Raw genomic sequence first — 24,220 nt, forward strand, 5'->3', positions numbered from 1 at the left:
TTGCATCATAATTAGGATCTTAAACAGTGAAAAAGTAAAATTGTTGGTGTCACTAAAACTAGCGTCGATCGCCATGATTGCTCTCTACGATCTAGATCGAATCACAGATGATGTTCGGTCGATCGATGTCGTGGTATACCTCGGTTCATTCATCCCAAAACTATCTAGACTTGGAGTAGATATTCGATCGCCAAAATCGGTCGAGTACGCACGGCAACGCAGTAACATCATCATCATTGTAGCGTAAGTAGATCTGCCTACAAATGGGTGCAGCCGCACTAGCATTAGTCAGGAGATTGCAGTTGGGCAAATCGATTGAAATAACGGTTAGCAATGCCGCCTGTCACCAGTAACGCAGAGATCGTGTTACTTGCCATCACCGCAAACAAGACGATGATTTGATAGCCAGCGGCATTCACTGGCTGCACATTTGCGATTAATTCCCCCGTCAAAAAGCCAGGGATCGTCACCAAACCTGCCACCATCAAAGTATCGATCGTCGGGACTAGTGCCGATTTTATCGCCGTCTGGCGATAAGCCGCGATCGCCTGCGCGGGAGTAGCACCCAGACTGAGCTGGGTTTCAATTTCAGCTTGATGTCGATCGAGTTCGCCAATCAGCCGCTCGCCAGCAATCGCCGTATTATTGAGCAAATAACCCAAACAGATGCCCGCACAAGCTAACAGATACTGCGGTTGATGCCAATTTGTCGGCTTAATAACTACCAAAATTGTATAACCAACGGCAACAATTAGCCCCGTGAAGATAGCTCCACCGACGATCGGCAGTAAATTTTTGATTCGGTCGCCAATCCGATTGCTAGTGGCGATCGTCGTCGCAAGTGCGATCGCGCCAATCCCGCCGAGTGTCACCAGCGGGTTATCAAATTGCCACACGAGCTGCAAACCCAAACCCATGACTAATAATTGTAAAATCGATCGGGCAGCAGCAAACGCGATTTGCTTGGCTAAACCCACGCGCTGCCATTGCAACAAACCGATCGAAATACCGATTAAACCAAGTGCCCAAGCTAAATCTTGGACATCTAAAACTTGAGGAGAGTTCATAGCAAGATGGGGACTGGGGGACGAGGAGACTGGGAGATGTTACTTCTTTCCCCTAAAACCTAAAGCCTAAAACCTAAAACCTAAATCTACATTGAAGACTTAAACCAGCCACGTTTCCAGAAAAAGAACACTAGACTAGAGCCAATTACGAACATTAAAGCCAGACAAAAGGGATAGCCCCAATACCAGCCTAGTTCTGGCATGTTGAGTGGTGACTTGGATCGATCGAAATTCATTCCATATACCCCAGCCACAAAAGTAAGCGGAATGAAAATTGCCGAAACAACAGTCAACAACTTCATGATTTCATTCATTTTGTTACTGACAGCCGACAGATAGACATCCATCAAGCCAGTAGCGAGTTCTCGATATGTTTCAACCATATCCATCACTTGAATTGTATGGTCGTAGCAATCTCGCAAATACACCTGCACCTCACTACTAATCAGATCGCTACCATCACGAATCAAGGAATTGATTGCATCGCGTTGCGGCCAAATTGCGCGTCTGAGCGTTAGGAGTTCGCGTCGAATCTTGTAAATTCTTGCCAACGTCGATCGATCGGGACGCGCCATCACTTCTTCTTCAAGATCCTCAATTAATTCACCATAATATTCCAACACTGGAAAATAGCCATCGACGACCGCATCTAGCAAACAATAAGCTAAATAATCAGCACCTTGCTTGCGAATAATCCCACGATCGACTTCAATTCGTTGGCGAACGCCATGAAAACAATCTTCTTCTGGTTCTTCTTGCACTGTTAATAAATAGTTTTTACCCAAAACCAAACTAACTTGCTCTTTACTAAATCCCGTTCGATCGGGTGCAAGTACGACCATAATCGTAATAATCAATAGCTGATCTTGATAATGTTCGATTTTGGGACGTTGGGGCACGTTCACCACATCTTCTACCAATAGTGGATGTAAATTAAAAATCGGGCTTAAAGCTGCCCATGTCGCCAGATTACCCAGACCCAGAACATCAATCCACGATACAGTATGAGTATTCAGATATTTATAGATTAGCTCTGGTTTATCGATCGAAATCCGCTCGGCACGATCTCGATCGTAGTCGATTAAAACTAAATCTGCTGGCTGTGCGTCCTCATGAATATGTAATTGCCCTGGCGTCGTTCCCGGTCGATCGTAAAAATAGCCCAACCGAGATGTTTCTGGTTGATGATAAGTAGTTGGAAAAGAGTTGGGATTTGACATGTTGGCAGTGAGGGAAATAGTTAAACTAATAGAGGGTCATTGCTAGTAAATGCCGATCGTTTGCTCTTATTTCGTTTAGGTGGTGTTTTCAACTATGAATCGAGCTTGACTAATCTCGATCGCCAGTATTCACGATTTTTGGAATCTCTACCAATATTATCAGACCGTCATTGTATCCCAGATCGATCGAAAAAATGAATGCCACTCAAACACCATCACTATCTGGGTAGATTAATACATGGAAAATAGCTCGAACATTTGGTGGATTTATGCGTTGCTTTCAGCTTTCTTTGCGGCATTAACGACCATTTTTGCCAAGATTGGGATTGAAAATGTGGATGCTAATTTAGCCACTGCCATCCGCACGGTGGTCATTCTCTTCATCGCCTGGGGCATCGTCTTAGCCCAAGGTAATATCAGCCATTTAGCCACGATTTCGACTCGATCGCTAATTTTCCTAGTTATTTCTGGCATCGCCACTGGCTTATCCTGGATTTTCTACTTTCAGGCACTTCAGCTCGGTAAAGCCGCCCAGGTCGCCCCGATCGATAAATCCAGTGTCATGATGGTAATTATCTTCTCGGCACTATTTCTCCACGAACCACTGACATTCAAAGTCATCCTCGGCGGTTGCCTCATCGCGATCGGGACTTTAGTATTGGTACTCTAATTTTAAAGCCATCCTGGACGCTTGCCCGATCGAAATCGACACTTTATTTTTAGTCTTGTACTCTTGGCACTGCCATCTCTCATGTCTGACATCTCTACCGCACCAACCGCCACCTTCGTCTATCAGCCCCCAGCATCCGCTTATGACGCTCGCCACATCCTGGTCAAACCCAACCTCGGCTATCCCGTTGCGGCACCCGTCACCGTCAGTATGGGTGTCTTAGGCAACGTGTTACGATCGCTCCGCCAAGCTAGCCCTAACGCCATCATCTCGATCGTCGAAGGCGTTTGTTCCCCAGTCAGTCTCCACGACATCGCTAGCAAACATGGCCTATATGGGCTATTTGACGATGGCATGGAACTACTCGACGCCGATACCCTTCCACTCATCGAATATCCCAACCTAGCCCCCACTCCAGTGCGATTCAAAACCATGTGGGCACCCGCACTGCTGCAACAAGTAGACTGTCGGATTACCGTCGGCACCTTCAAACGCACGATCCTCAAAGATAAACCCCTAATCTCCGCATCTCTCAAAAATCTCTACGGACTCTTTCCGCGATCGAAATACCACGCCCGCAGCCTCAACTCACGCGGACAACTCCACCAACCCTCCGTCCCCAAAATTCTCCAAGACGTCTACTTCTCGATCGGACACCTCTTCAACGGCGCAGTCGTAGACGCCGACTTACGTTTTATTAGCCCCGACTGGAAACCCGATCGCGGCCAGACGATCGAGTTTGGTAAGATATTCTCCGGTACCGATCCGATCTCCGTCGATCGAGCCGCCTGTATCGCCACTGGCGAAACCATCCCCGATTATCTAGACGCGATCGAAAGGATTAAAGCGATCTTCTAATTCCCTAATATCTCTTCCCTACTCCCTACCCTCTACCCCCTATCCCCTATTTTGAAACTCCTCTTCGTCTGTCTCGGCAACATCTGCCGCTCCCCCGCTGCCGAAAATATCATGAATCATCTCGCCGATAAGGCTGGTGTTAGCGATCGCATCCAATGCGACTCCGCTGGCACCGCCAACTACCATGCTGGCAATCCACCCGATCGTCGAATGCAAGCCGCTGCCACCAACCGTCAGATTCCCATGTTAGGCAGTGCCAGACAATTTACCAAAGCAGACTTCACCGCTTTCGACCTGATCCTGGCCATGGATCGCGAAAACTACCAAAATATCCTCTCACTCGACCCACAGGGACAATATCAAGACAAAGTAAAACTGATGTGTGACTTTGCCACCCAACACCCAGACAAAGAAGTCCCCGATCCCTACTATGGCGGTGCCGATGGCTTTGACTATGTTCTCGACCTGCTGACGGATGCCTGTAGCGAACTGCTATCCCAGCTAGAAGCTCGGAATTTCACCAATGTTTAGCAATTAGCTTGGCTTTTTAAGACATCCATGCTAGGATTAATAATCGTGAAACAAATGGGTCGATGGCCGAGTGGTTAATGGCGGCAGACTGTAAATCTGCTGGGGTGACTCTACGTTGGTTCAAATCCGACTCGGCCCACTTTCACAATCGCCCTCATAGCTCAGTGGTAGAGCACTTCATTGGTAATGAAGAGGTCATGAGTTCAAGCCTCATTGAGGGCTTCTGTCGGTAACGTCTTGCTAGTAAGGCTTTTAGGAAACAAACTTGTCCTAATGGCCAAGTTTTTGTTTTTATTCAAAGTCAAGCTACTAGAGCTAGATAAAAGTGGCATCCATGTCACTGAATATTCGATCGTATTACCGCCCCAAGCATTACTCCAAGCTAAATTACAAGAAGAGATTAGCGCAGCCCACCAACGGCTTTCACATCAATCGGAGTAAATATCGCAAAACCCAAGCGATAGGTTATGATAGAGTTTGGGGGAGTAAAGATGCCAACAATTATTAGACAAGATGGGTTCAGGATTGTGATTTGGCCTAACGACCATCTTCCTCCACACGTACATGTTTTCAAAAGTGACGCAGAAGTAAAGATAGAGTTGGTCGAACCCAGAGTGTTCAATGTTGAAGGGAAAATCGGCAACAAGGATCTAGCCAAAGCTTTGAGTCTAGTAATCGAGCATCAAGTCGAGCTTTTAGAAAAATGGAAAGAAATTCATGAGTAATATTAGTCCCGAATTAATAGCACAGTTCGACGAAGCCAGAGCTGCTGGCAAAGCTTTAGCCCAAACTGAACCCAGAGCTGTCAAAGCTTGGTATGCAGCAGATAGCGAACGAGTATTCATTGAGCTAACTAACGGAGTGATGATGGGTTTTCCATATCAACTGTTACAAGGATTAGCAAATGGCACTCCAGAACAGCTAGCCGAAGTGGAGATTATGCCAACTGGATCTGCTTTGCACTGGGAAAGTTTAGACGCAGATCTCGGAGTAGCGCAATTAGTATCGGGGTTATTCGGTTCTAAAACCTGGATGGCCGAGCTAGGTCGTCACGGTGGGAAGTCGAAATCGCCAAGCAAAGCCCAAGCCTCAAGAGATAACGGCAAACGCGGTGGTAGACCTCGTAAAACCGTAGCTTCAGAGTCTAATGCAGACGAACTATCAAGTATTCGTGATTTGGGCAATACAAAGAAAGTAGCTCAAACACGCGAGAAGAAACAATCCATTCAAGAAGTCAAGGAACATAATTAATGGAAATACTTCTTGATGCTGATACTCTCCTGGAGTTTTTTCTGAATCGTAGTGATGAGTTTATTAATGAAGTTAACTATTTATCTAAAATATTTGGGTCTAATTCATCTATTCAGATATACATCTCAAAACCTGGATTAGGCAAGATCGCTGTTTTCCTAAAAGCATTGAATGGATTGGAAATATCAAATCGACAAGTTTCTGGGATAAAAAAAAGAATCAAAATATTACGCCTTACTAAAGCTGTTGCACAGAAAGCTAGATTATTGTCCGATCTAGATTATGAATCAGCAGTTGAAATACAACTAGCGATCGAAGCAAATATCAGTGCAATAGTGACACATAAGCCTAGTGATTTCTCGTCAGAGGAATTGAATATTATCACATTGAGTGATTTACAGCAACGTAATCATCTAGAAGCTAATCTTTCAAAAAATATTAAAGATTTACCTGCTGTATTAGTAATTAATTCAGAGCAAATCTCTAACCTTGACAAAGCTTTCTATCATCTACCCAGTTATACAGATGTAAAATCATTGGAGCCAAAGGAATCTAGTCATCAATTAGATATTACCTGTTCATCAGCTAAAGTTTCTATTGCATCAGATGACAAATCATCACTTCGATCTAGACGTTTTCAAGCAATTGAACAAATTTTTCTTGATGCCTTATCTCAACCTGTCTTAGATCGCTCGACTGCTCAAGTTAATGCTGTAAAGCTTAGTGGTTTAGCAGGTAAAAGTTCGATCGACGCTTTAAAAGCAAGTATAGATCGAGATAAGCTATCAATGAAATCATTTGCTCAAATTGAATCTAAAAGATTTGGTGGCATAGCTGATACTGCACTTCAAGCACATGAAAGTCCTCTTGATATTTTGAAAGAAAGCATCGGTTGCTTTAGTCAAATTAATCCTCTCTTAAAAGAGGATCTTTCATTCTCCGATCGATCTGGGTTATTATCTCAAATTAAACTCCTCGAATCAAGGCAGAAGGATAACACTCTAGAGTCATACTTATCTCGAAAAAATTGAAACCTGAATGACAGTTAATTCATTTTCAACACATCAGTTGACAATGCTTGACGATGCGATCGCCCACCACTTCGCCCACTGTTTTTATCTATATTTTGTCGTCAAGTGCCGCTCGTCAGATCGGGGCTTATCACTGCCAAAGAAAAGGGTTTCGGTGAATAGACTGTCAAAGTCGCGGGTTGTTCCTTTGTACTGGTTATTTGAAATACTGCACATCACCCTATAATCGAAATAGTCCCCACCAGTGAAGGCGAGGGCTAGATCGATCGAAAGACTGTTTGCAGCAGCGCGTTCGCGAAGCGTCTCCGGTAGGAGAATCGAAGTTCAAAATATACTCTACATATTATGACCCAAGCAACCAACACAGACATCAGGGAATTGGAAGATCTTATCTTGGGACTAGATAAGAAGATCGAGGCGATCGATAAAAAGGTAGATGCGGGGTTTGCGAACACAGACCTTAAATTTACCAAACTGGATGGGAGAATCGACACACTCGAAACTAGAGTGTTGGGCAAGTTTGACACGGTTAACGCTAAAATCACCAATCTCGAATCGAATACTAAAGCAGTCGGCGATTTAGCTGAGAAGGTTGGAGAGCTGAAGAACTGGAAATAGATTGCGATTGTCATCTTTACCGCCACAGTCGGAGGCGCGATCGGGTGGTTCGTCAGAGCGGGTAAAATCTGACCTCCCACTGTCTACTTCAGCCGCTCACTATAAGCCTTTCTCTGTATAGTTTTTAGCCATTGCCGATCCTTCATTGGTAATTGTTGCAAGTTTGGCAAGAGAGGGCGAGATTTTCGGCGATAGTTTTACCACCACGGCTGACTGGTTGAATATGGTCGATGACTAGCGGATCGATGGCAAACCTGGCTTGAGAGCGGCAATATTCACATAAGCCACTGGCTCGATCGAATACAAGTTGCTTCAAGGCAACAGGAATATATTCGCTAGACATAGCTCACAGGAAGGATACCGATGCTTTCCATCAGCTCTAAGAGGGAGACTTGGCGGAGTTGGGCCAGATGAGCGAGGGCTTCGAGACGTTGGGCACCGATTTGTTCGATTTGAGTGCTGATTTGAATGAGGCGATCGTGTTCGGAGAGGCTCATGAATAGCTAGGACTGATAAGGTGATTAGCTTGATTGTATCTTAACAATCGGTCTGAAAGTCTCGATAATTAGGTGGCAACCTGCGATCGAGCGGTGGCAACATATCCTCGAACTAGAAATTGCCGAACAACAGAAAACATCTCAAGGCGAACTCCTCAACCCCTTCCAATTTGGCAATCCCTTCCGCCCAGATCGCGCCGCTATTTTCAAAGGTCGTCAAGATTTCGCCACCCAACCCTATCCCACCCTCGAAGACTGGCTCGATCTTGCCCTGCCCAAATTGGGCGAACGCCGTCTCCTCCTCAACCTCGACGAATTTGAAAAAATCGGCAGTGCGATTAAAGACAATCGGATTAGCGAATGCCTATTCGACCAACTTCGCAGCATGATTCAACATTACGATCGATTGGGCTTTCTCTTCTCTGGAGTCAAACCCTCGAAGAACTCGGCACTCGCTGGAGTAACTACTTCATCAGCGTCGTCCCGATGGAAATGCACTACCTCGAACGCCACGAAGCCGAAGATCTCCTGCTCAATCCCGATCCCGAATTTACCCTCCAGTACGACGCTGGTATCGTCGCCGAAATCCTCCGCCTCACCCGCTGTCAACCCTACCTGCTCCAACTAATCGGCTCCGCGATTGTCAACCAAGCCAACCTCCAACACACTCAACTCGCCACCAACGCTCTGCTCCAAGCTGCGATCCAAGACGCTTTCACCAACGGCGAACCCTATTTCACCAACATTTGGACGGAATTCACAGGCATTAGCCTCGCTGAAGTTACTGCCGGACAACAGATCCTGATTGCGTTGGCTCAGGGAAATCCTCATGTTGAGACAAACTACGAATTCACCGCTGCCCGTCGCCGCTTATTGCGCTATCACGTCATCGAACGCGATCGAGATGTCGATAAGATTGAGATTCCTTTGTTTGAACAGTGGGTGCGGGAACGGGCGATTCACCAAAGGTGATGCTACGCCAACGAAACAGAACGATCGCCGATATTGAGTCAACCTCGAACATCCCATGATCGACGTAAAATAGAAGAATATATCGCTCTATCAGAAGAGATCCAACGATGAACGAACAAACATCGACATTTCAAACCGCGATCGCTGTTGTTGAAGCTTTGCCAGTCGAAGAACAAACCATGCTGGTTGAGATTATCAATAATCGACTCAAGGAACAGCGACGAGCTGAATTAATCGCCGAAGTTAAGATCGCCGAGCAAGAATATGCTGCCGGAAACTTTAAAAGAGGCTCTGCCGCTGACTTCATGGCAGATCTCGATCTGTTATGAATCTAGTTTGGAGTCCCGCATTTAGTCGTGCTGTTAAAAGATTATTGAGGCAGTCGCCTCAGATGGCTAAACCAATAGCAAAGACGCTAGAACAGTTATCGATAGATTTCTATCATCCCAGTCTCAAGACTCACAAACTTAAAGGCGATCTCGATGGAACCTGGTCGTGTTCCATTGACTACAGTAATCGGATCTTATTTAAGTTTGTACCGAATCTAGAAGGAGATGGTGAAGAAATATTTTTGTTGACTCTTGGTACTCATGATGATGTCTATTAGTTCCTATCCAAGCTCACAAGATGACTCGATCGATCCTTAATCGCACAAGCATGCCGCTAGGCAATCGAAATCAGCCCGCAAGGCAAGGCTATTTAATGAAGTTAAAGTAAGGGGTCATTCGGCTGCTCTGCTGGACGACACCTCGCAAAAATATTATTAAAAAATTCTCGATCGCTGCGGTTGGCGTGGGAAGTCTCGATCGCTCTATCTCGCCCAGCGTTGGTATCTTGGCTTTCTTAAGAAATCGATCGTGCTCAAGAAACACAATCACGCTCGACCTTGGCAGTTAGCTTCTGTCTCAGGTACTCAGCTTTCAACCAATTCATTGATATTGTCTTTGGTGACTCACCCATGAATCTAGTCAAGGCAGCGAAGTAACTTTGTTGCCGGGATGGATTGGATCGTAGATATGTTTGGGCGAGTTTCACATAGTCCGCAGGCATATGCTTCTTTAGGAGTCGATCGGTAATAGATACGCAGATATTATCCTAGATTGGCTACTGAGAATGATGTGATGTAGATCGCTTTTTTCGGAATTAGTTAGCTCCAAATTACCCGTATCTGAAAATAACTCTATTCACAGGATTGAGAACTTAAAAAGAGGGTAGCAGCAATGGTGATTGCTACTACCCTCTTTCAGTAACTAAATTACAGCGATGAGCTTACTGCAGCTCTGCTGTCCGAAAATCTACGATCCGACTTTGGCGGTCGAACGTTGCTTGCGGCGACCAACCGGCGCGGGAGTAGAACTATGACTCGCACCAGCACCAGCACTTGCCCCGACAGCGATTTTACCTTTCTGTTTAGTCTCGCCATCTTCAGGCGTTTGCATCATCAATACCAATAGCGGACGACTTTGCAGTTCGCGTCGTACTAAACGTTGGAGTGCAGATTCTAGCTCGATCTGGAGTCCCGTCCAGTCTACATCGAGCTGACCGGATTCAAACGTCCGTGCAAAGCGATCCCAGCGATCGATCAAGCAATTTTCGATCGTTTTTTGGATTAAAGCAGTAATTAGCGACTGTTCGACAGCAGTGACGACGCCACGGAGATTGACCTGCGGTTTGACCATCATTTTACCATCCAGCCCGATCGCCAGAGCAACTGTAACGACGCCATCGCCAGCAAGCTGTTTGCGCTCTTCCATTACCTGCGTTTGGTCGTGGACGATGCCAGCATTATCGACTAGTTGCACGCCAGAAGGCACCTTGCCATTCTTACAGATGCTATTTTCGGTCAGTTCGACGATGTCGCCATTGTCGATAATCACCATGTTTTCGGCGGGAATGCCGGTACTTTGGGCGGTTTGGGAATGCTTGATCAACATCCGGTGTTCGCCGTGAACGGGGATGAAGAATTTGGGACGAGTCAGGCTCAGCATCAATTTCTGATCTTCTAGGCAACCGTGTCCGGAAACGTGGATGCCTTTATCGCGACCGTAGATCACGTTAGCACCTTGCATCATCAATTTGTCGATCGTATTGACAACCGCGATCGTATTGCCGGGAATCGGGTTAGCGGAGAAGATAATCGTATCGCCTTTGCGAATCCGGACTTGGCGATGTTGACCGTTGGCGATCCGCGTCATGGCGGCTAAGGTTTCACCCTGGGAGCCAGTAGTCAGTACTAATACTTTATCATCGGGAAGATGATTGGCAGATTGCAGCGGCTCGAACACATCATCGGGACAGTTAATATAGCCTAAGTTCCGTGCGTGAGCGATGACGTTGAGCATCGATCGACCGACAACGCAGACTTTGCGATTGTATTTCATCGCTATTTCGATCGTCATGTTGATCCGGTGGACAGAGGAGGAGAAGGTTGTCACCATTACCCGACCTTTGGCTTGGGAGATATACCGATCGAGGTTGGGGAAGACGGAACGCTCGGAAGGCGTAAAACCAGGGATTTCAGAGTTAGTGGAATCACTGATCAGGCACAGCACGCCTTTTTCACCATGTTCGGCGAGTTTGGCATAGTCGTAGGCTTCACCATCGACGGGGGTATGGTCGAATTTGAAGTCGCCGGTATGGATGACGACGCCGACGGGAGTGTGTAAGGCGACGGTAAAACTATCGGCGATCGAGTGGGTATTGCGAATAAACTCGACGAAGAAGGATTGACCGATTCTGACGATATCGCGGGGGGCAACGGTTTTAATTTTCGTGCGATCGGCAACGCCAGCTTCTTCTAATTTACCTTGCAATAACGCCATCGCCAGCCGTGGGCCGTAGATGACTGGGATGTCAAATTGCTTGAGGTGATAGGGGATGCCACCGATATGATCTTCATGTCCGTGGGTGACGATCATCCCTTTGATTTTGTGCTGATTTTCCCGCAGATAGGTCATATCTGGCAAGACGATATTGATGCCGTGCATCCCGTCGGTAGGGAATGCTAAACCAGCATCTAACAATAAAATCTCGTCATTAATCTCAAAGACACAGGTATTTTTACCTATTTCATGTAAACCACCGAGTGGAATTACTTTAAGGGTAGGTTGGTTGGAGTTTTTAGCAGGGATCGAGGTGGTGGATGATTTTAGAATTGGACTCATTTAGATAAACTTGGCTAATTTGGATAATTTTTAAACAAAACTGATTATTTCGCTCGTAAGGCGTGCCAGCGGCAATCGATTATTCAGCACTAACTAACTTCATTAGCTGTTTTGCCTGAATCTTAAAATCGAGAAATATTTAAAGCTGTAGTAGCAATATTGGAGTGTCGTTCGCTCGATCTTATCCTTCAGGTTTACGAGAAGAAGATCTGCATTAACGGTGACACAACCGGACTCTGAGCAGAATATAGATAATATAATCTACGAAAACTATGCGCTAGAAATTTGCACTGGCTATTATTAAACTAACTGAATGTTTGGCGATCGAGATTCGGAATAAATCGGACTCAATCTCAGATCGGCTGATTTCGGACTACTCAGAGTTCGATCTGCTTTAACTATTTGGAATAGTGACAATAACTATGCTGCTAACTTGTCAAGTTCTAACCGAACAGCTTGGAAACTTATGGGCATTTGTCCTCGTTATCTTAGTTGTATCATATTATTGGGAATGGGTCAATCGATCGCGGCTAGATTATTCATTTCGATCTTTAGTCTAGATCGGTTCAAGGATGCGTGTTAAAGCTCGAAAACTAGAATAGACTTACAGCGGCGGCTGGGATCTCTACAAGCTTGGCATGCGGTTAACCGTCATCTTTAGGAATGCTTTGAAGAATCGATCGGCGTGCCGAGTAATCCTTGGTGTTGCAGTAGCTGCTGGACTTGCGGTAATGATTCGATCGGTAGTTCGCACATGGGTAATCTCAGTCCACCGACTTCCCAACCTTGCAAGTTGAGTGCTGCTTTGATCGGCATGGGGTTGGGCGCAAAAAAGAGTCCTTTGAATAGCGGTAATAGTTTGATATGAATCTTGGTCGCTAGCTGATGGTGCCCGGAGGCAAATGCCGCAATCATTTCCTGAATGCGATCGCCCACCAAGTGGCTGGCTACACTGACTACTCCAGTACCGCCGACAGAGAGGATCGGCAGAGTTAAGGAGTCATCGCCCGAATAAATCGCAAAGTCTGGTGGGGTCAGGCTGCGGATCTGACTGGCTATATCTAGATTACCCGTAGCTTCCTTAATTGCAACAATTTCGTCTAATTTTGCTAACTTGGCGATCGTCTCCGGCTCTAACTGCTGTCCGGTACGTCCGGGAATGTTGTATAGCATCATCGGCAAGTCGCAAGCAGCAGCGATCGCGGCAAAGTGCTGATATAACCCACTTTGAGGGGGCTTATTATAATAAGGCACAACCTGCAAACTTCCATCTACTCCTAGTTTAGCAGCTTTTTGGGTAGCTTCGATCGCTTCGCTAGTCGAATTCGATCCGGTACCAGCAATTACTTTGGCTTTACCAGCGACTGCCGATTGGACGACTTGAAAGAGTTGATATTCCTCGTCCCAACTTAGGGTTGGCGATTCCCCAGTCGTGCCACAAACCACAATTCCATCCGAACCATTGGCGGCTAAATGTGCTGCTAATCTCTCTGCTTCTGCGTAGTGAACGTTTCCTTCGGTATCGAAGGGGGTAATCATGGCCGTGATGACTCGTCCGAAATCGATTGTCATGGGTTAGGGGTTAGGGGTTAGGGAATAGAGGATAGGGGTTAGGGGTTAGTGGTTAGGGGCAACAGAGAAGGATGATATTTACTGCGTTGAATGCATCCAATTTCTTCGATCGACGCAAAGCGCAAACTTCTATCCCCTATTCCCTATCCCCTATTCCCTCTATTCCCTATTTCCGCTTGAGCCAATTCTTCTCAATCAATAATTCGGCAATTTGGACGGCATTGAGAGCGGCACCTTTGCGGATTTGATCGCCACAGAGCCATAATTCTAACCCATTGGGGTGCGAGAGATCCTTGCGGATGCGTCCGACTAAGACTTCATCTTTACCCGAAGCATCGATCGGCATCGGAAAATAATTGGCCTGCCAGTCTTCGACTAATTTTACACCAGGAGCTTTTGCCAGGATCGATCGAGCGAGATCGGGATCGAAGGGACTGGCAAATTCGAGGTTGATTGCTTCTGAATGGGCGCGGAGAACGGGAACGCGGATACAGGTGGCTGTCACGCGCAGATCGGGCGTCCCGAAGATCTTCCGCGTTTCGTTGACCATCTTTAGCTCTTCCTCGCAATACCCAGTTTCATCGATCGGGGTATTGTGGGGAAATAAATTAAAAGCTAGGGGATAAGGGAAAATTTCTGGTTTGGGTGTCTTCCCATCTAAAATATCTCGACTTTGCGTTTCGACTTCGGCCATCGCTCTAGCACCGGCACCGCTAGCAGACTGATAAGTTGCCGCAACGATCCGTTGAATCGGCTGAATCTGGTGCAGCGGATAGATCGCGACGGCCATTAGGATCGTCGTGCAATTGGGGTTAGCAATAATCCCCTGATGTTGGGCAGCGGCAGCCGGATTGACTTCTGGAATTACTAATGGCACGTCATCCCGCATCCGAAAGGCACTGGAATTATCGATGACTACTGCTCCAGCGGCTACGGCTTGCGGCGCAAGTGCTTTGGAAGTCGAGCCACCAGCCGAAGCCAGCACGATATCGATGCCGTCAAAAGATCGCTCGGTGACTGTCTCGACCGAAATTTCCGCACCTTTAAATTTTAATTTCGTACCTGCGGACTTAGGCGACGCAAATAGCTTGAGTTCGGCAATCGGGAAATTGCGTTGAGCCAGGAGTTCGATTAATTCCGTCCCAACGGCACCTGTCGCCCCTAAGATTGCCACGCGATATAAATCGGCCAAGAAAGCTGCCTCCACTACTGAATATCGATCGAATTTAACATGGGTGGCGATCGGTTTAGCACTTCTCGTCGCTTGCAGATCCCTAAGTTAGGCAGCGTGCTGTTGCTCTTACAACTTAATATCTACTAGTTAGCCACCGATCGCTAGCCGACCTCATCTTGACTACAACTATAGTCACCAGATCTTCACTAAATCTCAAATTCTAAATACTTAATCTTTAAATACTTAATACCTAACGGCAATGTACTATCATCAAGTAGATGAATCTTGTAGATAAACTGCGCATTCTCATTAAGTTATGCGACGATCGCCATCTGCGCTAGGCATTAGGATTGCTGTCGAATAAAGGTTGTCAGCCGCCCGCAAAGGCGAACGAAGCAGTTATCCTCGATCGTCCACTGGCTATAGCGTTAGCATATCATAATTAGACGATCGCCCAGCCCTTACATCTCACCATTGACTGTTGTTAGACATACACATCATGAAAGTTACCCAGGAAAAACTCGAACAAAGCCGGATTGGTTTAGAGATTGAAGTTACCGGAGACCAAACGACTAAATATTACGAACAGGCCATCAAAAACCTGACGACAAAAGCCAACATTCCTGGGTTCCGCAAAGGAAAAATTCCTCGGCAAGTAATTTTACAACGAATGGGTCAAGCACAGGTGAAAGCCATGGCCCTAGAAGCTTTGCTCGAACCAGCAATTAACGAAGCCATCAAGCAAGAAGCCGTACCCGCGATCGGTAATTACCAAATCACGTCAAATTTCGACGAACTGTTGCAAAAATACGTCCCGGGTCAAGTTTTGACGTTTGGGGCGACGGTAGACGTACCGCCAGCAGTTAGCTTGGGCACTTATACTGGCTTGAGTGTTAAGGCTGAGGAAATTGTCTACGATCCCGCCCAAGTTGAAGATTTTATCGATCGTCAACGTCGCGAAAAAGCTACGACCATTCCAGTAGTCGGTCGTCCGGCACAACTCGATGATATTGCTGTCGTAGACTATAGCGGCAAACTTCCCGATGGTACCGAAATTAGCGGCGCGCAGGCAGAAGATTTTGATATCGAATTATCGGAAGGGAAATTTATTGCCGATCTGGTCAATGGGATTGTCGGCATGAGCGTCGGCGCAACGCGAAATATCGACGTGGTCTTTCCCGAAGATTACCCGCGCGAAGATTTGGCCGCCCAACCAGCGATTTTTAATGTCGTCCTCAAAGATCTCAAAGAGCAGGAATTACCAGCCTTAGATGACGATTTTGCTAAAGAAGCTAGCGATTTTGATACCCTCACAGAGTACCAAGCCTCGATCGCGACCCGCTTCCAAGAACAAGCGCAAAAGTCCACCGACCAAAACATCACCACGGCGATCGAAACCGCTTTGATTGAAGTTGCCGCAGCAGATCTACCCGAAACCCTGATCGAGCGGGAGACGATGAATATCCTCAACCAAATGGCCAATCAATTCAGCCAATACGGGATGGATGTCAATAAGCTCTTTACACGGGAAACTATCCCCAAAATGAAAGAGAATTGTCGGGCTGATGCGATTAATAACCTCAAACAGCAACTGGCGATCGAAGAAATTGCCAAAAAAGAGGGCATTACCGTCACGGATGAGGCAATTGCTGCCAAAATGTCTGAAGTGATCCCTCAATTAGCTGGCGAAAACATTGATGAAAATCGGCTGCGGGCTTACATTACTGAAGATCTCCAAAAAGAGCAAACCTTAGCATGGCTCAAAGACCATGCCAAAGTAGAATTGGTACCCGAAGGCTCGCTCAAGCCAGCAGCAGATGATGAATCCACTGCGGCTGGTGAAGCTGAAGCGATCGATATTTTGGCTGAAGCAGTCACTGAATAATTGCCCGAGCGGGGCAGATCGGGTGGGAATGATGGTGGAAAAAAAATGCTCTCATTCCCAAATACCCGCTCTCCTCGCAATCCGATTCAGGTAATTTAACCCGCGATTGTCTCGGTTTAGTGATGTTTTCCGCACTCCCGATCGTCTATTGCCACAACAACATTATTGAAGAGATTGGTATAATTCAATTATCTACGTGCAACTCACCCGTAGACAAGCTTAGTTTATTTTCCCCTCTTACCTCTTCCACCATGATTGTCTCCAACTCTTCTTACGGGTCGATTAGAAGCTACAACCAGAGCGAAATCTATGCCGGTACCAGCGTGGTGCCCATGGTGGTAGAACAATCTGGATCTGGCGAACGCGCTTTTGATATCTACTCGCGATTATTACGCGAACGCATGATTTTCTTGGGCACCGAAGTCAACGATAGTGTCGCCGATACATTAGTGGCTCAAATGCTCTTTCTCGAAGCTGAAGATCCCGAAAAAGATATTCAATTACATATCAATTCACCAGGCGGATCGATTACTGCCGGCATGGCAATTTATGACACCATGCAGCAAATTCGACCCGATGTCGTAACGATTTGTTATGGTTTGGCCGCCAGTATGGGCGCATTTTTGTTAGCTGCTGGAGCCAAAGGCAAACGCATGTCCTTGCCCAACTCGCGGATCATGATCCACCAACCCCTCGGCGGCGCACAAGGTCAAGCCGTAGATATCGAAATTCAAGCTCGCGAAATTCTCTATCTCAAAAATCATCTCAATGGTCTGCTGGCGCAGCATACCGGACAGCAGATCGAGAAAATTGCCGAAGATACCGAGCGCGATTTTTGGATGTCACCCGCAGAAACTCTCGCCTACGGAGCGATCGATAAGATTATCGAACGCGCTTGAATGCGGACGATCTAGTTTGGTTAGTAACAAAATTGAATTATTTAGTCTCGATCGATCTGCACGGATTTAAATCTATAATTTCAGTTGCTCGCACGATCGCAATCATCAACTGGCTAGTTCATCAAACGGCGATCGATACTAACTCAGTCGTTGGCGTAGCCTGCTTTAGGTAAACGCCTCATGCTACCAAAAGTAGCGATCGACTCGATCGAACTCGCCAGCACCGATCGTAACTATAATATTGCTTCACGAGGCACGCTCACTAATATGCCAGCTACTAAAAACTATGACTCTCATCTCAAGTGTTCTTTTTGTGGCAAGTCTCAAGAACAAGTCCGGAAGCTAATCGCGGGGCCGGGAGTTTATATCTGTGACGAATGTGTAGAGCTATGTAATGAGATCCTCGATGAAGAACTACTCGATCCCAATGGACCCGTAACTCATCCCCCTGCCAAAGCCGAACCCCCACGCAAACGTCGCGAATCGGTGCCGATGAACCTCAGCCAGATGCCCAAGCCGCGAGAACTCAAGAAATATCTCGACGAGCATGTCATTGGCCAAGATGAAGCCAAAAAAGTCCTCTCGGTCTCTGTTTACAACCATTACAAGCGACTGAGCTACGCTCAAGCTAAGAGTCAAGATAAAGACTCCCAGTCCCAAAATGCTGCTGCTGGCGTCAATGGCATTCATAAAGCCAATGCCACCGACGATGGGGTCGAACTCCAAAAATCGAATATCCTGCTGATTGGGCCGACTGGTTGTGGTAAAACCATGCTTGCCCAAACCCTTGCCAAAGTGCTAGACGTACCGTTTGCCGTCGCCGATGCGACTACACTCACCGAAGCTGGCTACGTCGGTGAAGATGTCGAAAATATTTTACTCCGGCTGCTGCAAGTCGCCGATTTAGATGTCGAAGAAGCCCAGCGTGGCATCATTTACATCGACGAAATTGACAAAATCGCTCGCAAAAGTGAAAACCCCTCTATTACTCGCGATGTCTCTGGTGAAGGCGTCCAACAAGCACTGCTAAAAATGCTCGAAGGCACCATCGCCAGCGTTCCACCCCAAGGCGGTAGAAAGCACCCCTATCAAGACTGTATCCAAATCGATACTAGCAACATCATGTTCATCTGTGGTGGTGCCTTCGTCGGCCTTGAGAAGACGATCGAACAACGGATGGGCAAAAAGTCGATGGGCTTTATCCAACCAGGCGAGAATATCAACCGCGAGCAACGCACTGCGGATATGATGAAACATCTCGAACCGGAAGATCTGGTTAAATACGGATTGATTCCCGAGTTTATCGGTCGGGTGCCCGTAATTGCCACCCTCAACCCCTTAGATGAAAATACACTAGTATCGATTCTCACAGAACCGCGCAGTGCCCTCGTCAAACAATATGAGAAACTGTTGCATATGGATAATGTGACCCTAGAGTTTCATCCCGATGCCATTCGCGCGATCGCTAAAGAAGCTCACCGTCGCAAAACTGGGGCTAGAGCACTGCGCGGCATTGTAGAAGAGTTGATGCTCGATGTGATGTACGAACTGCCTTCGCGGAAAGATCTCACCTGCTGTACGATTACACGCGAAATGGTGGAGAAAAGATCGACTGCCGAATTGTTAATTCATCCCACCTCTGTACCAAAGCCGGAGTCTGCCTAAATTTTCAGAGTTCTAGCGGAAATTGCGATCTGCTTGCTAGCAATTCGCCTAAGCCAAATCTCGTAGACAGCGATCGAAATCGGCTCGGCGCGGTCGCGATCTGCTTCGTGCCGCTCGTGCTAGTTATCGTCCGATCTCACGATCGATTAATAAACGTCAGTTCGGGTTGAGGATATTGGCTTTGTTCTAGTACTGCCAACGATTCTGTCTTGTCTGGTCTTTCCGAATGCTCGTCCAAATTGCAGACAAGCGATCTATGACGCTAGATCGCAATAATAAGTTCCATCAAATGGCTGATGTCTGCAACCGATCGAATGCGATATATTTCATATATAAATTCAGACAGCTAATTTAAAGACTTTTAAATATAGCAACATGGATTTTAATAATTCTTTTTTAGTAGTGCTGACCTAACTGTAAATTCACATTACTAAGGGAAATCGGGGTTTAAGCTTTCACAGGCTGGTAAGATTCTTACCAGCCGTTTTTGTGTCTAGACATCTTCAAGTTGATACTTGCGACGCCGACCTGTGGTGCTACTCGATCGATATACCGCCCATCTCAATTTTGCCGATCGAGCGCGCGGATTAGCAGCTAATTCAGCTTCAGTGGCGATAATCGGCTTTTTAGTGAGCACCGTTAGGGTTTCATTGGCTCTAAGAGAGTGCTTGACAATCCGATCTTCGAGACTATGAAAGCTAATCAGTCCGAGCTTTCCGTCCGGTTTTAACCACGTCGGCGCGACTACCAAAAACCGTTCGAGCGAACTGAGTTCTTGATTGACGACGATCCGTAATGCTTGAAATGTGCGCGTCGCGGGATGAATGCGCCCATAACGATAGGACTTGGGTACGGCACCACCGATCGTATACGCTAACTGGGTAGTCGTTGTAAATGGCCGTCCGGCGACGATTTCACGGGCAATTTGCCGCGAGAGACGTTCTTCCCCATAAGTAAAGATCAGCCGTGCTAACTCAGCTTCAGGAGTATCGTTAACCAAATCGGCGGCTGTCGTCTCCTGAGAGCGATCCATCCGCATATCCAGCGGTGCTTCATTCCGAAAACTAAAACCGCGTTCGGCGAGATCCAATTGCACCGAACTCACCCCCAAATCGGCAATAATCCCATCAAATTGCTGTTCTCCTGCTGGATAGTCAGCATAATTACCATGCCAAAACTGCACGCGATCGCCGTAGGGTGCTAATCTAGCTCTGGCTGCATCTAAGGCTTGTAAGTCCCGATCGATCGCCACCAGCCGTACATCGGGTGCAGCTTGTAAAATCAGTTCGCTATGTCTGCCGCCGCCGACTGTTGCATCTAAATACCATCCACCCGCACTTACCGCCAAGCCAGTCACTATTTCCTGGCTCAATACTGGAATATGCAAAAAATCGGCATCCATAGGTTAGGGGTTAGGGATTAGGCTTTAGACTTTAGGTGATGAGCGTTGTTTTGAATGTCTATCTTTGCAGAGCAGTATCTAACCATGCAAAAAGAGGTCAGACACTTATTTGTCTAACCTCTTTTTAAAAATGCTTGTCTAAGTACCCCCAAGGGAAATCGAATCCCTGTCGCCTCCGTGAAAGGGAGGTGTCCTAGGCCTCTAGACGATGGGGGCTTGTTTCAGACATTTATCAATATACGAGATATATTAAGTGCTGTCAATACCTTTACGAGATTATTTTCGCAATCATAGTTGCTACCGAGGTCAATGATAAATATTTAATCGATTCCCTCGATTTCGTTGTCGATCGATTCTATGATGGTGATTCACATCCGATCTCATGCTCCAGAGGCTTTGCCAACGCTCATCATGACTACTACTCACACCCAAGATCCTAGTGTCGTCGCCGCTTTGCCCTTCATTCGCAGCGACCTGACGAGCTTGCAGGCATACACGCCGCATCCGGGTGGAGCGGCAGGGCAAGCTGTGACAGTGGAGATCGATCGAGTAGATACGAATGAGAACCCCTACGATCTACCGCTCGAACTCAAGCAAAAATTGGCACAGACCTGGGTAGAATCGTTGGCGGAGCCTCTCGGCACGAGAATCGAGAGCAATCGCTATCCAGATGGGGGACATCACCGCCTCAAGGCGGAAATTGCGGGTTATGTTGCCGCTTCAGCCGGATTGACAGATCCGATTCTCCCCAGCCAAATTAGTGTCGGCAACGGTTCGGACGAGTTATTGCGATCGCTGCTGATTGCGACTTGTGTAGGCGGTGCGGGTAGTATCTTAGTCGCGGGGCCGACTTTTAGCATGTATGGCATTCTGGCGCAGACGCTAGGGATTCCGGTCGTGAGTATCGATCGATCTGTGGCAAACTTTGAAGTCGATCTGGCTGCGGCGCAAACGGCAATTGACGATCGCCAAGGTACGCCAATTCGAGTGGTGTTTATGGTCAATCCCAATTCGCCGACAGGTAATGCTCTGACTGCGGCAGAATTGGACTGGATGCGGAGTTTGCCACCAGAAATTTTGGTGGTTATCGACGAGGCTTATTTCGAGTTTAGTCAAGAGACAGTAGTCGCTGAATTAGCCGCGCAGCCCAACTGGATTGTGTTGCGGACATTTTCCAAAGCCTTTCGACTCGCCGCGCATCGGGTGGGTTATGCCGTGGGACATCCACAACTAATTGCAACGCTCGAACAGGTGCGATTACCTTACAATTTACCGAGCATTTCCCTCGCCGCTGCGGAACTAGTCCTGCACCACCGCCAGTCATTATTGGCGGTAATTCCCCAACTAATTAGCGAACGCGATCGACTATTCATCGCTCTGGCTAAATTCGATCGACTCAAAGTGTGGCGCAGCGACGCTAATTTCCTCTACGTCCGGCTGCTGGGAACCGAGAACGCCGACTTAGGGATGGCGGAGTTGGTCGCCCAGTTAAAAAGTCGCGGCACTTCAATTCGCCATACTGGCGGCGGGTTGCGGATTTCGATCGGCACTCCCGCCGAAAACGAGCGCACGATCGATCGGATCGGTCAGTTATTAACTCAGATGTAAGTTTGAGCAATCGAGTAAAATTCTCCCGTCGTTGTCGCTCTTTATTTGTCTGTTTGCGACTGAACCGAAAAATGGCAATAGCGATCGGGTCAAATTTGGCAATCGAGCCACAAGCAACCCCGACCCTGCGATAATATCGATAGTCAAACCCTACTAAGTTTAGGGCGAGTAACCTAACGTAAAAAATCTGATGAGACTGTCCAAAAGCTTATTTGTCACCCTGCGCGAAGAACCAGCCGAAGCCGAAATCCCCAGTCACAAACTGCTCCTGCGGGCTGGATACATTCGCCGGATCGGGAGTGGCTTGTATGCTTATTTACCCCTAATGTGGCGGGTATTGACGAAGGTGCGGCAGATTGTTAAAGAGGAGATGGATGCCACAGGCGCGCAAGAATGTTTGCTGCCCCAGCTCCAACCCGCCGAATTGTGGCAACAATCGGGACGCTGGGATACTTATACCCAGGCGGAGGGGATTATGTTTGCCTTCACCGACAGGCAGAAGCGAGAAGTGGCTCTCGGCCCGACGCATGAGGAAGTCGTAACTGCGGTGGCGCGAGATCTAATTAAGTCTTACCGTCAATTACCCCAACATCTCTACCAGATTCAAAGCAAATTCCGCGATGAGATTCGGCCTCGGTTCGGACTGATGCGCGGACGGGAATTTATCATGAAAGATGGTTATTCCTTCCATGCCGATACCGAGAGCCTTAAGGCTACCTATGCAGACATGCATCAGGCTTACTGCAATATGTTGACCCGCTGCGGCTTGAAATTTCGGGCGGTCGATGCCGACTCTGGCGCGATCGGTGGTTCTGGCTCGCAGGAATTTATGGTGTTGGCGGATGCGGGTGAAGATGATGTGATGTATACGGCAGATGGTAACTATGCTGCCAACGTGGAAAAAGCAGTGTCGCTAGCTCCCGATGCTGTGCCGTCAACTTTTACTAATTACGAAGTCAAGGATACGCCGAATACGAACTCGATAAATAAGCTCGTTAAATTCTTGGAGTGCGATCCGACATCGATCGTCAAAAATGTTCTTCAGCAGGCTGTCTATGATAATGGCAAGACGGTTTTAGTATTGATTAGCATTCGGAGCGATCGCGAGGTCAATCAGGTCAAATTAACCAACGAACTGGTAAAATTAGCTCCTAATTATGGAGCCAAAACTATAATTGCGCTTGAAGTTCCCGATGGAGCGGCGATCGCCAAATGGGCGGCTAAACCATTACCACTCGGATACATTGCGCCAGATCTGGGCGATGACTATATTACCTCCAGTCCCGACGTCCATCCCCAATTCCTGCGGATTGTCGATGCTACCGCCGCAAGTTTAACCAATTTCGTTACTGGCGCAAATGAGACTGGCAAACATGTTGTCGGTGCCAATTGGGGTACTAATTTCCCACTGCCGACAGTTAATGTCGAGATTCAAAAAGCTCTGCCTGGAGATCGCGCTATTCACGATTCGACGCAAATTCTCGAAACCGCACGCGGCATTGAAGTCGGGCATATTTTCCAACTGGGTACTAAATATTCCGCAGCAATGGGAGCCACTTTTACTAACGAGCAAGGTGAGGAGCAGCCTTTAGTGATGGGTTGCTATGGCGTTGGGGTATCCCGACTAGCTCAAGCCGCCGTCGAACAATCCTACGACAAAGATGGGATAATTTGGCCGATCGCGATCGCGCCTTACCATGCGATTATCTGCGTGCCGAATATTAGCGATGCCCAGCAAATGGAGGTCGCCGAACGCCTCTACACCGAGCTAAATCAACTGGGGGTTGAAACCATCCTCGACGATCGCGACGAGCGGGCTGGAGTCAAATTTAAAGACGCAGACTTAATCGGTATCCCCTTCCGGATCGTCACTGGCCGCTCCCTGAAGGATGGTAAAGTAGAAGTAGTCCAACGCGCTACGAAACAATCTCAGGATATCGCCGTCGAGAGTGTTGGCGCAACGATTAAGGAGTGGATAGGGGATAGGGGATAGGGAATAGGGAAGTGTGAATAAGCAATTAGAGAGCGAACGCTTAGTTTCTTTTTTTATGTACACCCTATCTTTGAATATCTCCATCTTGCCAGTCCCCCTATCCCCTGTTCCCTATCCCCTATCCCCTAAATGGAATTAATCAC

General features: G+C 47.3%; 24 protein-coding genes and 3 tRNA genes. 18 read left to right on the forward strand and 9 right to left on the reverse strand.

Annotated features, from left to right (window positions below):
• Window positions 1-284 precede the first annotated feature (284 nt).
• Together RMO84_RS18800 and corA are read right to left on the reverse strand one after the other, a co-directional pair.
• Complete coding sequence (locus RMO84_RS18800) at window positions 285-1,067, reverse strand: ABC transporter permease (RefSeq protein WP_310489967.1); 783 nt, start codon at window positions 1,065-1,067, stop codon at window positions 285-287.
• Between the two features lie 86 nt (window positions 1,068-1,153).
• On the reverse strand, window positions 1,154-2,287 hold the full coding sequence (gene corA / locus RMO84_RS18805) for a magnesium/cobalt transporter CorA (RefSeq protein ID WP_310489968.1): 1,134 nt from the start codon (window positions 2,285-2,287) through the stop codon (window positions 1,154-1,156).
• Between the two features lie 238 nt (window positions 2,288-2,525).
• On the opposite strand from corA, the gene RMO84_RS18810 reads away from it, so the two are divergent.
• From RMO84_RS18810 to RMO84_RS18855, 10 genes are all read left to right on the forward strand, one after another.
• Entirely contained in the window at window positions 2,526-2,957 is a 432-nt protein-coding gene (locus RMO84_RS18810) for an EamA family transporter (RefSeq protein WP_310489969.1), read from the forward strand.
• An 81-nt stretch (window positions 2,958-3,038) separates the two neighbouring features.
• Window positions 3,039-3,815 carry a DUF362 domain-containing protein gene (locus tag RMO84_RS18815; RefSeq protein WP_310489970.1) on the forward strand — a complete coding sequence of 259 codons (777 nt, stop codon included), beginning with the start codon at window positions 3,039-3,041 and terminating at the stop codon, window positions 3,813-3,815.
• Window positions 3,816-3,863: 48 nt separating this feature from the next.
• A complete protein-coding gene (locus RMO84_RS18820) occupies window positions 3,864-4,346 on the forward strand; it encodes a low molecular weight protein-tyrosine-phosphatase (protein WP_310489988.1) in 483 nt (160 codons plus the stop codon).
• 56 nt (window positions 4,347-4,402) lie between these two features.
• A tRNA-Tyr gene (locus RMO84_RS18825) sits at window positions 4,403-4,485 on the forward strand.
• An 11-nt stretch (window positions 4,486-4,496) separates the two neighbouring features.
• Window positions 4,497-4,568 (forward strand) — tRNA-Thr (locus RMO84_RS18830).
• A gap of 51 nt (window positions 4,569-4,619) precedes the next feature.
• The gene (locus tag RMO84_RS18835; RefSeq protein ID WP_310489971.1) at window positions 4,620-4,787 is read left to right on the forward strand and encodes a hypothetical protein; all 168 of its coding nucleotides are present in this window, start codon (window positions 4,620-4,622) and stop codon (window positions 4,785-4,787) included.
• 50 nt (window positions 4,788-4,837) lie between these two features.
• Window positions 4,838-5,071, forward strand: coding sequence for a DUF4160 domain-containing protein (locus RMO84_RS18840; protein ID WP_310489972.1), 234 nt, complete (start codon window positions 4,838-4,840; stop codon window positions 5,069-5,071).
• Window positions 5,064-5,597: a DUF2442 domain-containing protein gene (locus tag RMO84_RS18845; protein ID WP_310489973.1), complete on the forward strand. Its 534-nt coding sequence runs from the start codon at window positions 5,064-5,066 to the stop codon at window positions 5,595-5,597. Before RMO84_RS18840 ends, RMO84_RS18845 begins: the two co-directional genes overlap by 8 nt.
• Complete coding sequence (locus RMO84_RS18850; RefSeq protein WP_310489974.1) at window positions 5,597-6,628, forward strand: PIN domain-containing protein; 1,032 nt, start codon at window positions 5,597-5,599, stop codon at window positions 6,626-6,628. Before RMO84_RS18845 ends, RMO84_RS18850 begins: the two co-directional genes overlap by 1 nt.
• Before the next feature lie 345 nt (window positions 6,629-6,973).
• Entirely contained in the window at window positions 6,974-7,246 is a 273-nt protein-coding gene (locus RMO84_RS18855) for a hypothetical protein (protein ID WP_310489975.1), read from the forward strand.
• Between the two features lie 142 nt (window positions 7,247-7,388).
• On the opposite strand, the gene RMO84_RS18860 is transcribed toward RMO84_RS18855, so the two are convergent.
• Window positions 7,389-7,589 carry an HNH endonuclease signature motif containing protein gene (locus RMO84_RS18860; protein WP_310489976.1) on the reverse strand — a complete coding sequence of 67 codons (201 nt, stop codon included), beginning with the start codon at window positions 7,587-7,589 and terminating at the stop codon, window positions 7,389-7,391.
• On the reverse strand, window positions 7,582-7,743 hold the full coding sequence (locus tag RMO84_RS18865; protein WP_310489977.1) for a hypothetical protein: 162 nt from the start codon (window positions 7,741-7,743) through the stop codon (window positions 7,582-7,584). Before RMO84_RS18865 ends, RMO84_RS18860 begins: the two co-directional genes overlap by 8 nt.
• A 360-nt stretch (window positions 7,744-8,103) precedes the next feature.
• On the opposite strand from RMO84_RS18865, the gene RMO84_RS18870 reads away from it, so the two are divergent.
• From RMO84_RS18870 to RMO84_RS18880, 3 genes are all read left to right on the forward strand, one after another.
• A complete protein-coding gene (locus RMO84_RS18870; protein ID WP_310489978.1) occupies window positions 8,104-8,715 on the forward strand; it encodes a hypothetical protein in 612 nt (203 codons plus the stop codon).
• A gap of 107 nt (window positions 8,716-8,822) precedes the next feature.
• Window positions 8,823-9,044 carry a hypothetical protein gene (locus tag RMO84_RS18875; protein ID WP_310489979.1) on the forward strand — a complete coding sequence of 74 codons (222 nt, stop codon included), beginning with the start codon at window positions 8,823-8,825 and terminating at the stop codon, window positions 9,042-9,044.
• A gap of 62 nt (window positions 9,045-9,106) precedes the next feature.
• The gene (locus tag RMO84_RS18880) at window positions 9,107-9,322 is read left to right on the forward strand and encodes a type II toxin-antitoxin system mRNA interferase toxin, RelE/StbE family (protein ID WP_310489980.1); all 216 of its coding nucleotides are present in this window, start codon (window positions 9,107-9,109) and stop codon (window positions 9,320-9,322) included.
• A gap of 688 nt (window positions 9,323-10,010) precedes the next feature.
• On the opposite strand, the gene RMO84_RS18885 is transcribed toward RMO84_RS18880, so the two are convergent.
• The 3 genes from RMO84_RS18885 to RMO84_RS18895 all read right to left on the reverse strand — a co-directional run bounded on the left by RMO84_RS18885 (window position 10,011) and on the right by RMO84_RS18895 (window position 14,643).
• Window positions 10,011-11,879, reverse strand: a complete 1,869-nt coding sequence (locus RMO84_RS18885; protein ID WP_310489981.1) for a ribonuclease J — start codon at window positions 11,877-11,879, stop codon at window positions 10,011-10,013.
• A gap of 657 nt (window positions 11,880-12,536) precedes the next feature.
• Window positions 12,537-13,451 carry a 4-hydroxy-tetrahydrodipicolinate synthase gene (gene dapA, locus RMO84_RS18890; protein ID WP_310489982.1) on the reverse strand — a complete coding sequence of 305 codons (915 nt, stop codon included), beginning with the start codon at window positions 13,449-13,451 and terminating at the stop codon, window positions 12,537-12,539.
• A 166-nt stretch (window positions 13,452-13,617) separates the two neighbouring features.
• Entirely contained in the window at window positions 13,618-14,643 is a 1,026-nt protein-coding gene (locus tag RMO84_RS18895) for an aspartate-semialdehyde dehydrogenase (protein WP_310489983.1), read from the reverse strand.
• Between the two features lie 463 nt (window positions 14,644-15,106).
• Between RMO84_RS18895 and tig the strand changes: the two genes are divergently transcribed.
• The 3 genes from tig (at window position 15,107) to clpX (ending at window position 19,074) form a co-directional block, all read left to right on the forward strand.
• Window positions 15,107-16,510, forward strand: a complete 1,404-nt coding sequence (tig, locus tag RMO84_RS18900; RefSeq protein ID WP_310489984.1) for a trigger factor — start codon at window positions 15,107-15,109, stop codon at window positions 16,508-16,510.
• A gap of 251 nt (window positions 16,511-16,761) precedes the next feature.
• On the forward strand, window positions 16,762-17,409 hold the full coding sequence (gene clpP, locus RMO84_RS18905; protein ID WP_310489985.1) for an ATP-dependent Clp endopeptidase proteolytic subunit ClpP: 648 nt from the start codon (window positions 16,762-16,764) through the stop codon (window positions 17,407-17,409).
• 267 nt (window positions 17,410-17,676) lie between these two features.
• The gene (clpX, locus tag RMO84_RS18910; RefSeq protein WP_310489989.1) at window positions 17,677-19,074 is read left to right on the forward strand and encodes an ATP-dependent protease ATP-binding subunit ClpX; all 1,398 of its coding nucleotides are present in this window, start codon (window positions 17,677-17,679) and stop codon (window positions 19,072-19,074) included.
• A gap of 493 nt (window positions 19,075-19,567) precedes the next feature.
• On the opposite strand, the gene rsmH is transcribed toward clpX, so the two are convergent.
• Together rsmH and RMO84_RS18920 are read right to left on the reverse strand one after the other, a co-directional pair.
• A complete protein-coding gene (gene rsmH, locus RMO84_RS18915) occupies window positions 19,568-20,476 on the reverse strand; it encodes a 16S rRNA (cytosine(1402)-N(4))-methyltransferase RsmH (protein ID WP_310489986.1) in 909 nt (302 codons plus the stop codon).
• 143 nt (window positions 20,477-20,619) lie between these two features.
• Window positions 20,620-20,692 (reverse strand) — tRNA-Glu (locus tag RMO84_RS18920).
• 195 nt (window positions 20,693-20,887) lie between these two features.
• Here RMO84_RS18920 and RMO84_RS18925 point away from each other — a divergent pair.
• On the forward strand, window positions 20,888-22,084 hold the full coding sequence (locus tag RMO84_RS18925) for a histidinol-phosphate transaminase (RefSeq protein WP_310489990.1): 1,197 nt from the start codon (window positions 20,888-20,890) through the stop codon (window positions 22,082-22,084).
• Window positions 22,085-22,274: 190 nt separating this feature from the next.
• Complete coding sequence (proS, locus tag RMO84_RS18930) at window positions 22,275-24,077, forward strand: proline--tRNA ligase (RefSeq protein WP_310489987.1); 1,803 nt, start codon at window positions 22,275-22,277, stop codon at window positions 24,075-24,077.
• Window positions 24,078-24,220 lie beyond the last annotated feature (143 nt).

Origin of the sequence: Chamaesiphon sp. VAR_69_metabat_338 (genome assembly GCF_031423935.1) — a bacterium.
Classification (GTDB): Bacteria; Cyanobacteriota; Cyanobacteriia; order Cyanobacteriales; family Chamaesiphonaceae; genus Chamaesiphon.

Bases quoted from the DNA above. Each gene is read 5' to 3' on its own strand.
- RMO84_RS18925 (WP_310489990.1), top strand. From the start codon at position 20,888: ATGACTACTACTCACACCCAAGATCCTAGTGTCGTCGCCGCTTTGCCC.
- RMO84_RS18875 (WP_310489979.1), top strand. From the start codon at position 8,823: ATGAACGAACAAACATCGACATTTCAAACCGCGATCGCTGTTGTTGAA.
- RMO84_RS18835 (WP_310489971.1), top strand. From the start codon at position 4,620: ATGGCCAAGTTTTTGTTTTTATTCAAAGTCAAGCTACTAGAGCTAGAT.
- RMO84_RS18810 (WP_310489969.1), top strand. From the start codon at position 2,526: ATGGAAAATAGCTCGAACATTTGGTGGATTTATGCGTTGCTTTCAGCT.
- RMO84_RS18865 (WP_310489977.1), bottom strand. From the start codon at position 7,743: ATGAGCCTCTCCGAACACGATCGCCTCATTCAAATCAGCACTCAAATC.
- clpX (WP_310489989.1), top strand. From the start codon at position 17,677: ATGCCAGCTACTAAAAACTATGACTCTCATCTCAAGTGTTCTTTTTGT.
- RMO84_RS18845 (WP_310489973.1), top strand. From the start codon at position 5,064: ATGAGTAATATTAGTCCCGAATTAATAGCACAGTTCGACGAAGCCAGA.
- RMO84_RS18870 (WP_310489978.1), top strand. From the start codon at position 8,104: ATGCCTATTCGACCAACTTCGCAGCATGATTCAACATTACGATCGATT.
- rsmH (WP_310489986.1), bottom strand. From the start codon at position 20,476: ATGGATGCCGATTTTTTGCATATTCCAGTATTGAGCCAGGAAATAGTG.
- clpP (WP_310489985.1), top strand. From the start codon at position 16,762: ATGATTGTCTCCAACTCTTCTTACGGGTCGATTAGAAGCTACAACCAG.
- RMO84_RS18880 (WP_310489980.1), top strand. From the start codon at position 9,107: ATGGCTAAACCAATAGCAAAGACGCTAGAACAGTTATCGATAGATTTC.
- corA (WP_310489968.1), bottom strand. From the start codon at position 2,287: ATGTCAAATCCCAACTCTTTTCCAACTACTTATCATCAACCAGAAACA.
- dapA (WP_310489982.1), bottom strand. From the start codon at position 13,451: ATGACAATCGATTTCGGACGAGTCATCACGGCCATGATTACCCCCTTC.
- RMO84_RS18840 (WP_310489972.1), top strand. From the start codon at position 4,838: ATGCCAACAATTATTAGACAAGATGGGTTCAGGATTGTGATTTGGCCT.
- RMO84_RS18855 (WP_310489975.1), top strand. From the start codon at position 6,974: ATGACCCAAGCAACCAACACAGACATCAGGGAATTGGAAGATCTTATC.
- RMO84_RS18850 (WP_310489974.1), top strand. From the start codon at position 5,597: ATGGAAATACTTCTTGATGCTGATACTCTCCTGGAGTTTTTTCTGAAT.
- RMO84_RS18860 (WP_310489976.1), bottom strand. From the start codon at position 7,589: ATGTCTAGCGAATATATTCCTGTTGCCTTGAAGCAACTTGTATTCGAT.
- RMO84_RS18815 (WP_310489970.1), top strand. From the start codon at position 3,039: ATGTCTGACATCTCTACCGCACCAACCGCCACCTTCGTCTATCAGCCC.
- RMO84_RS18800 (WP_310489967.1), bottom strand. From the start codon at position 1,067: ATGAACTCTCCTCAAGTTTTAGATGTCCAAGATTTAGCTTGGGCACTT.
- RMO84_RS18885 (WP_310489981.1), bottom strand. From the start codon at position 11,879: ATGAGTCCAATTCTAAAATCATCCACCACCTCGATCCCTGCTAAAAAC.
- proS (WP_310489987.1), top strand. From the start codon at position 22,275: ATGAGACTGTCCAAAAGCTTATTTGTCACCCTGCGCGAAGAACCAGCC.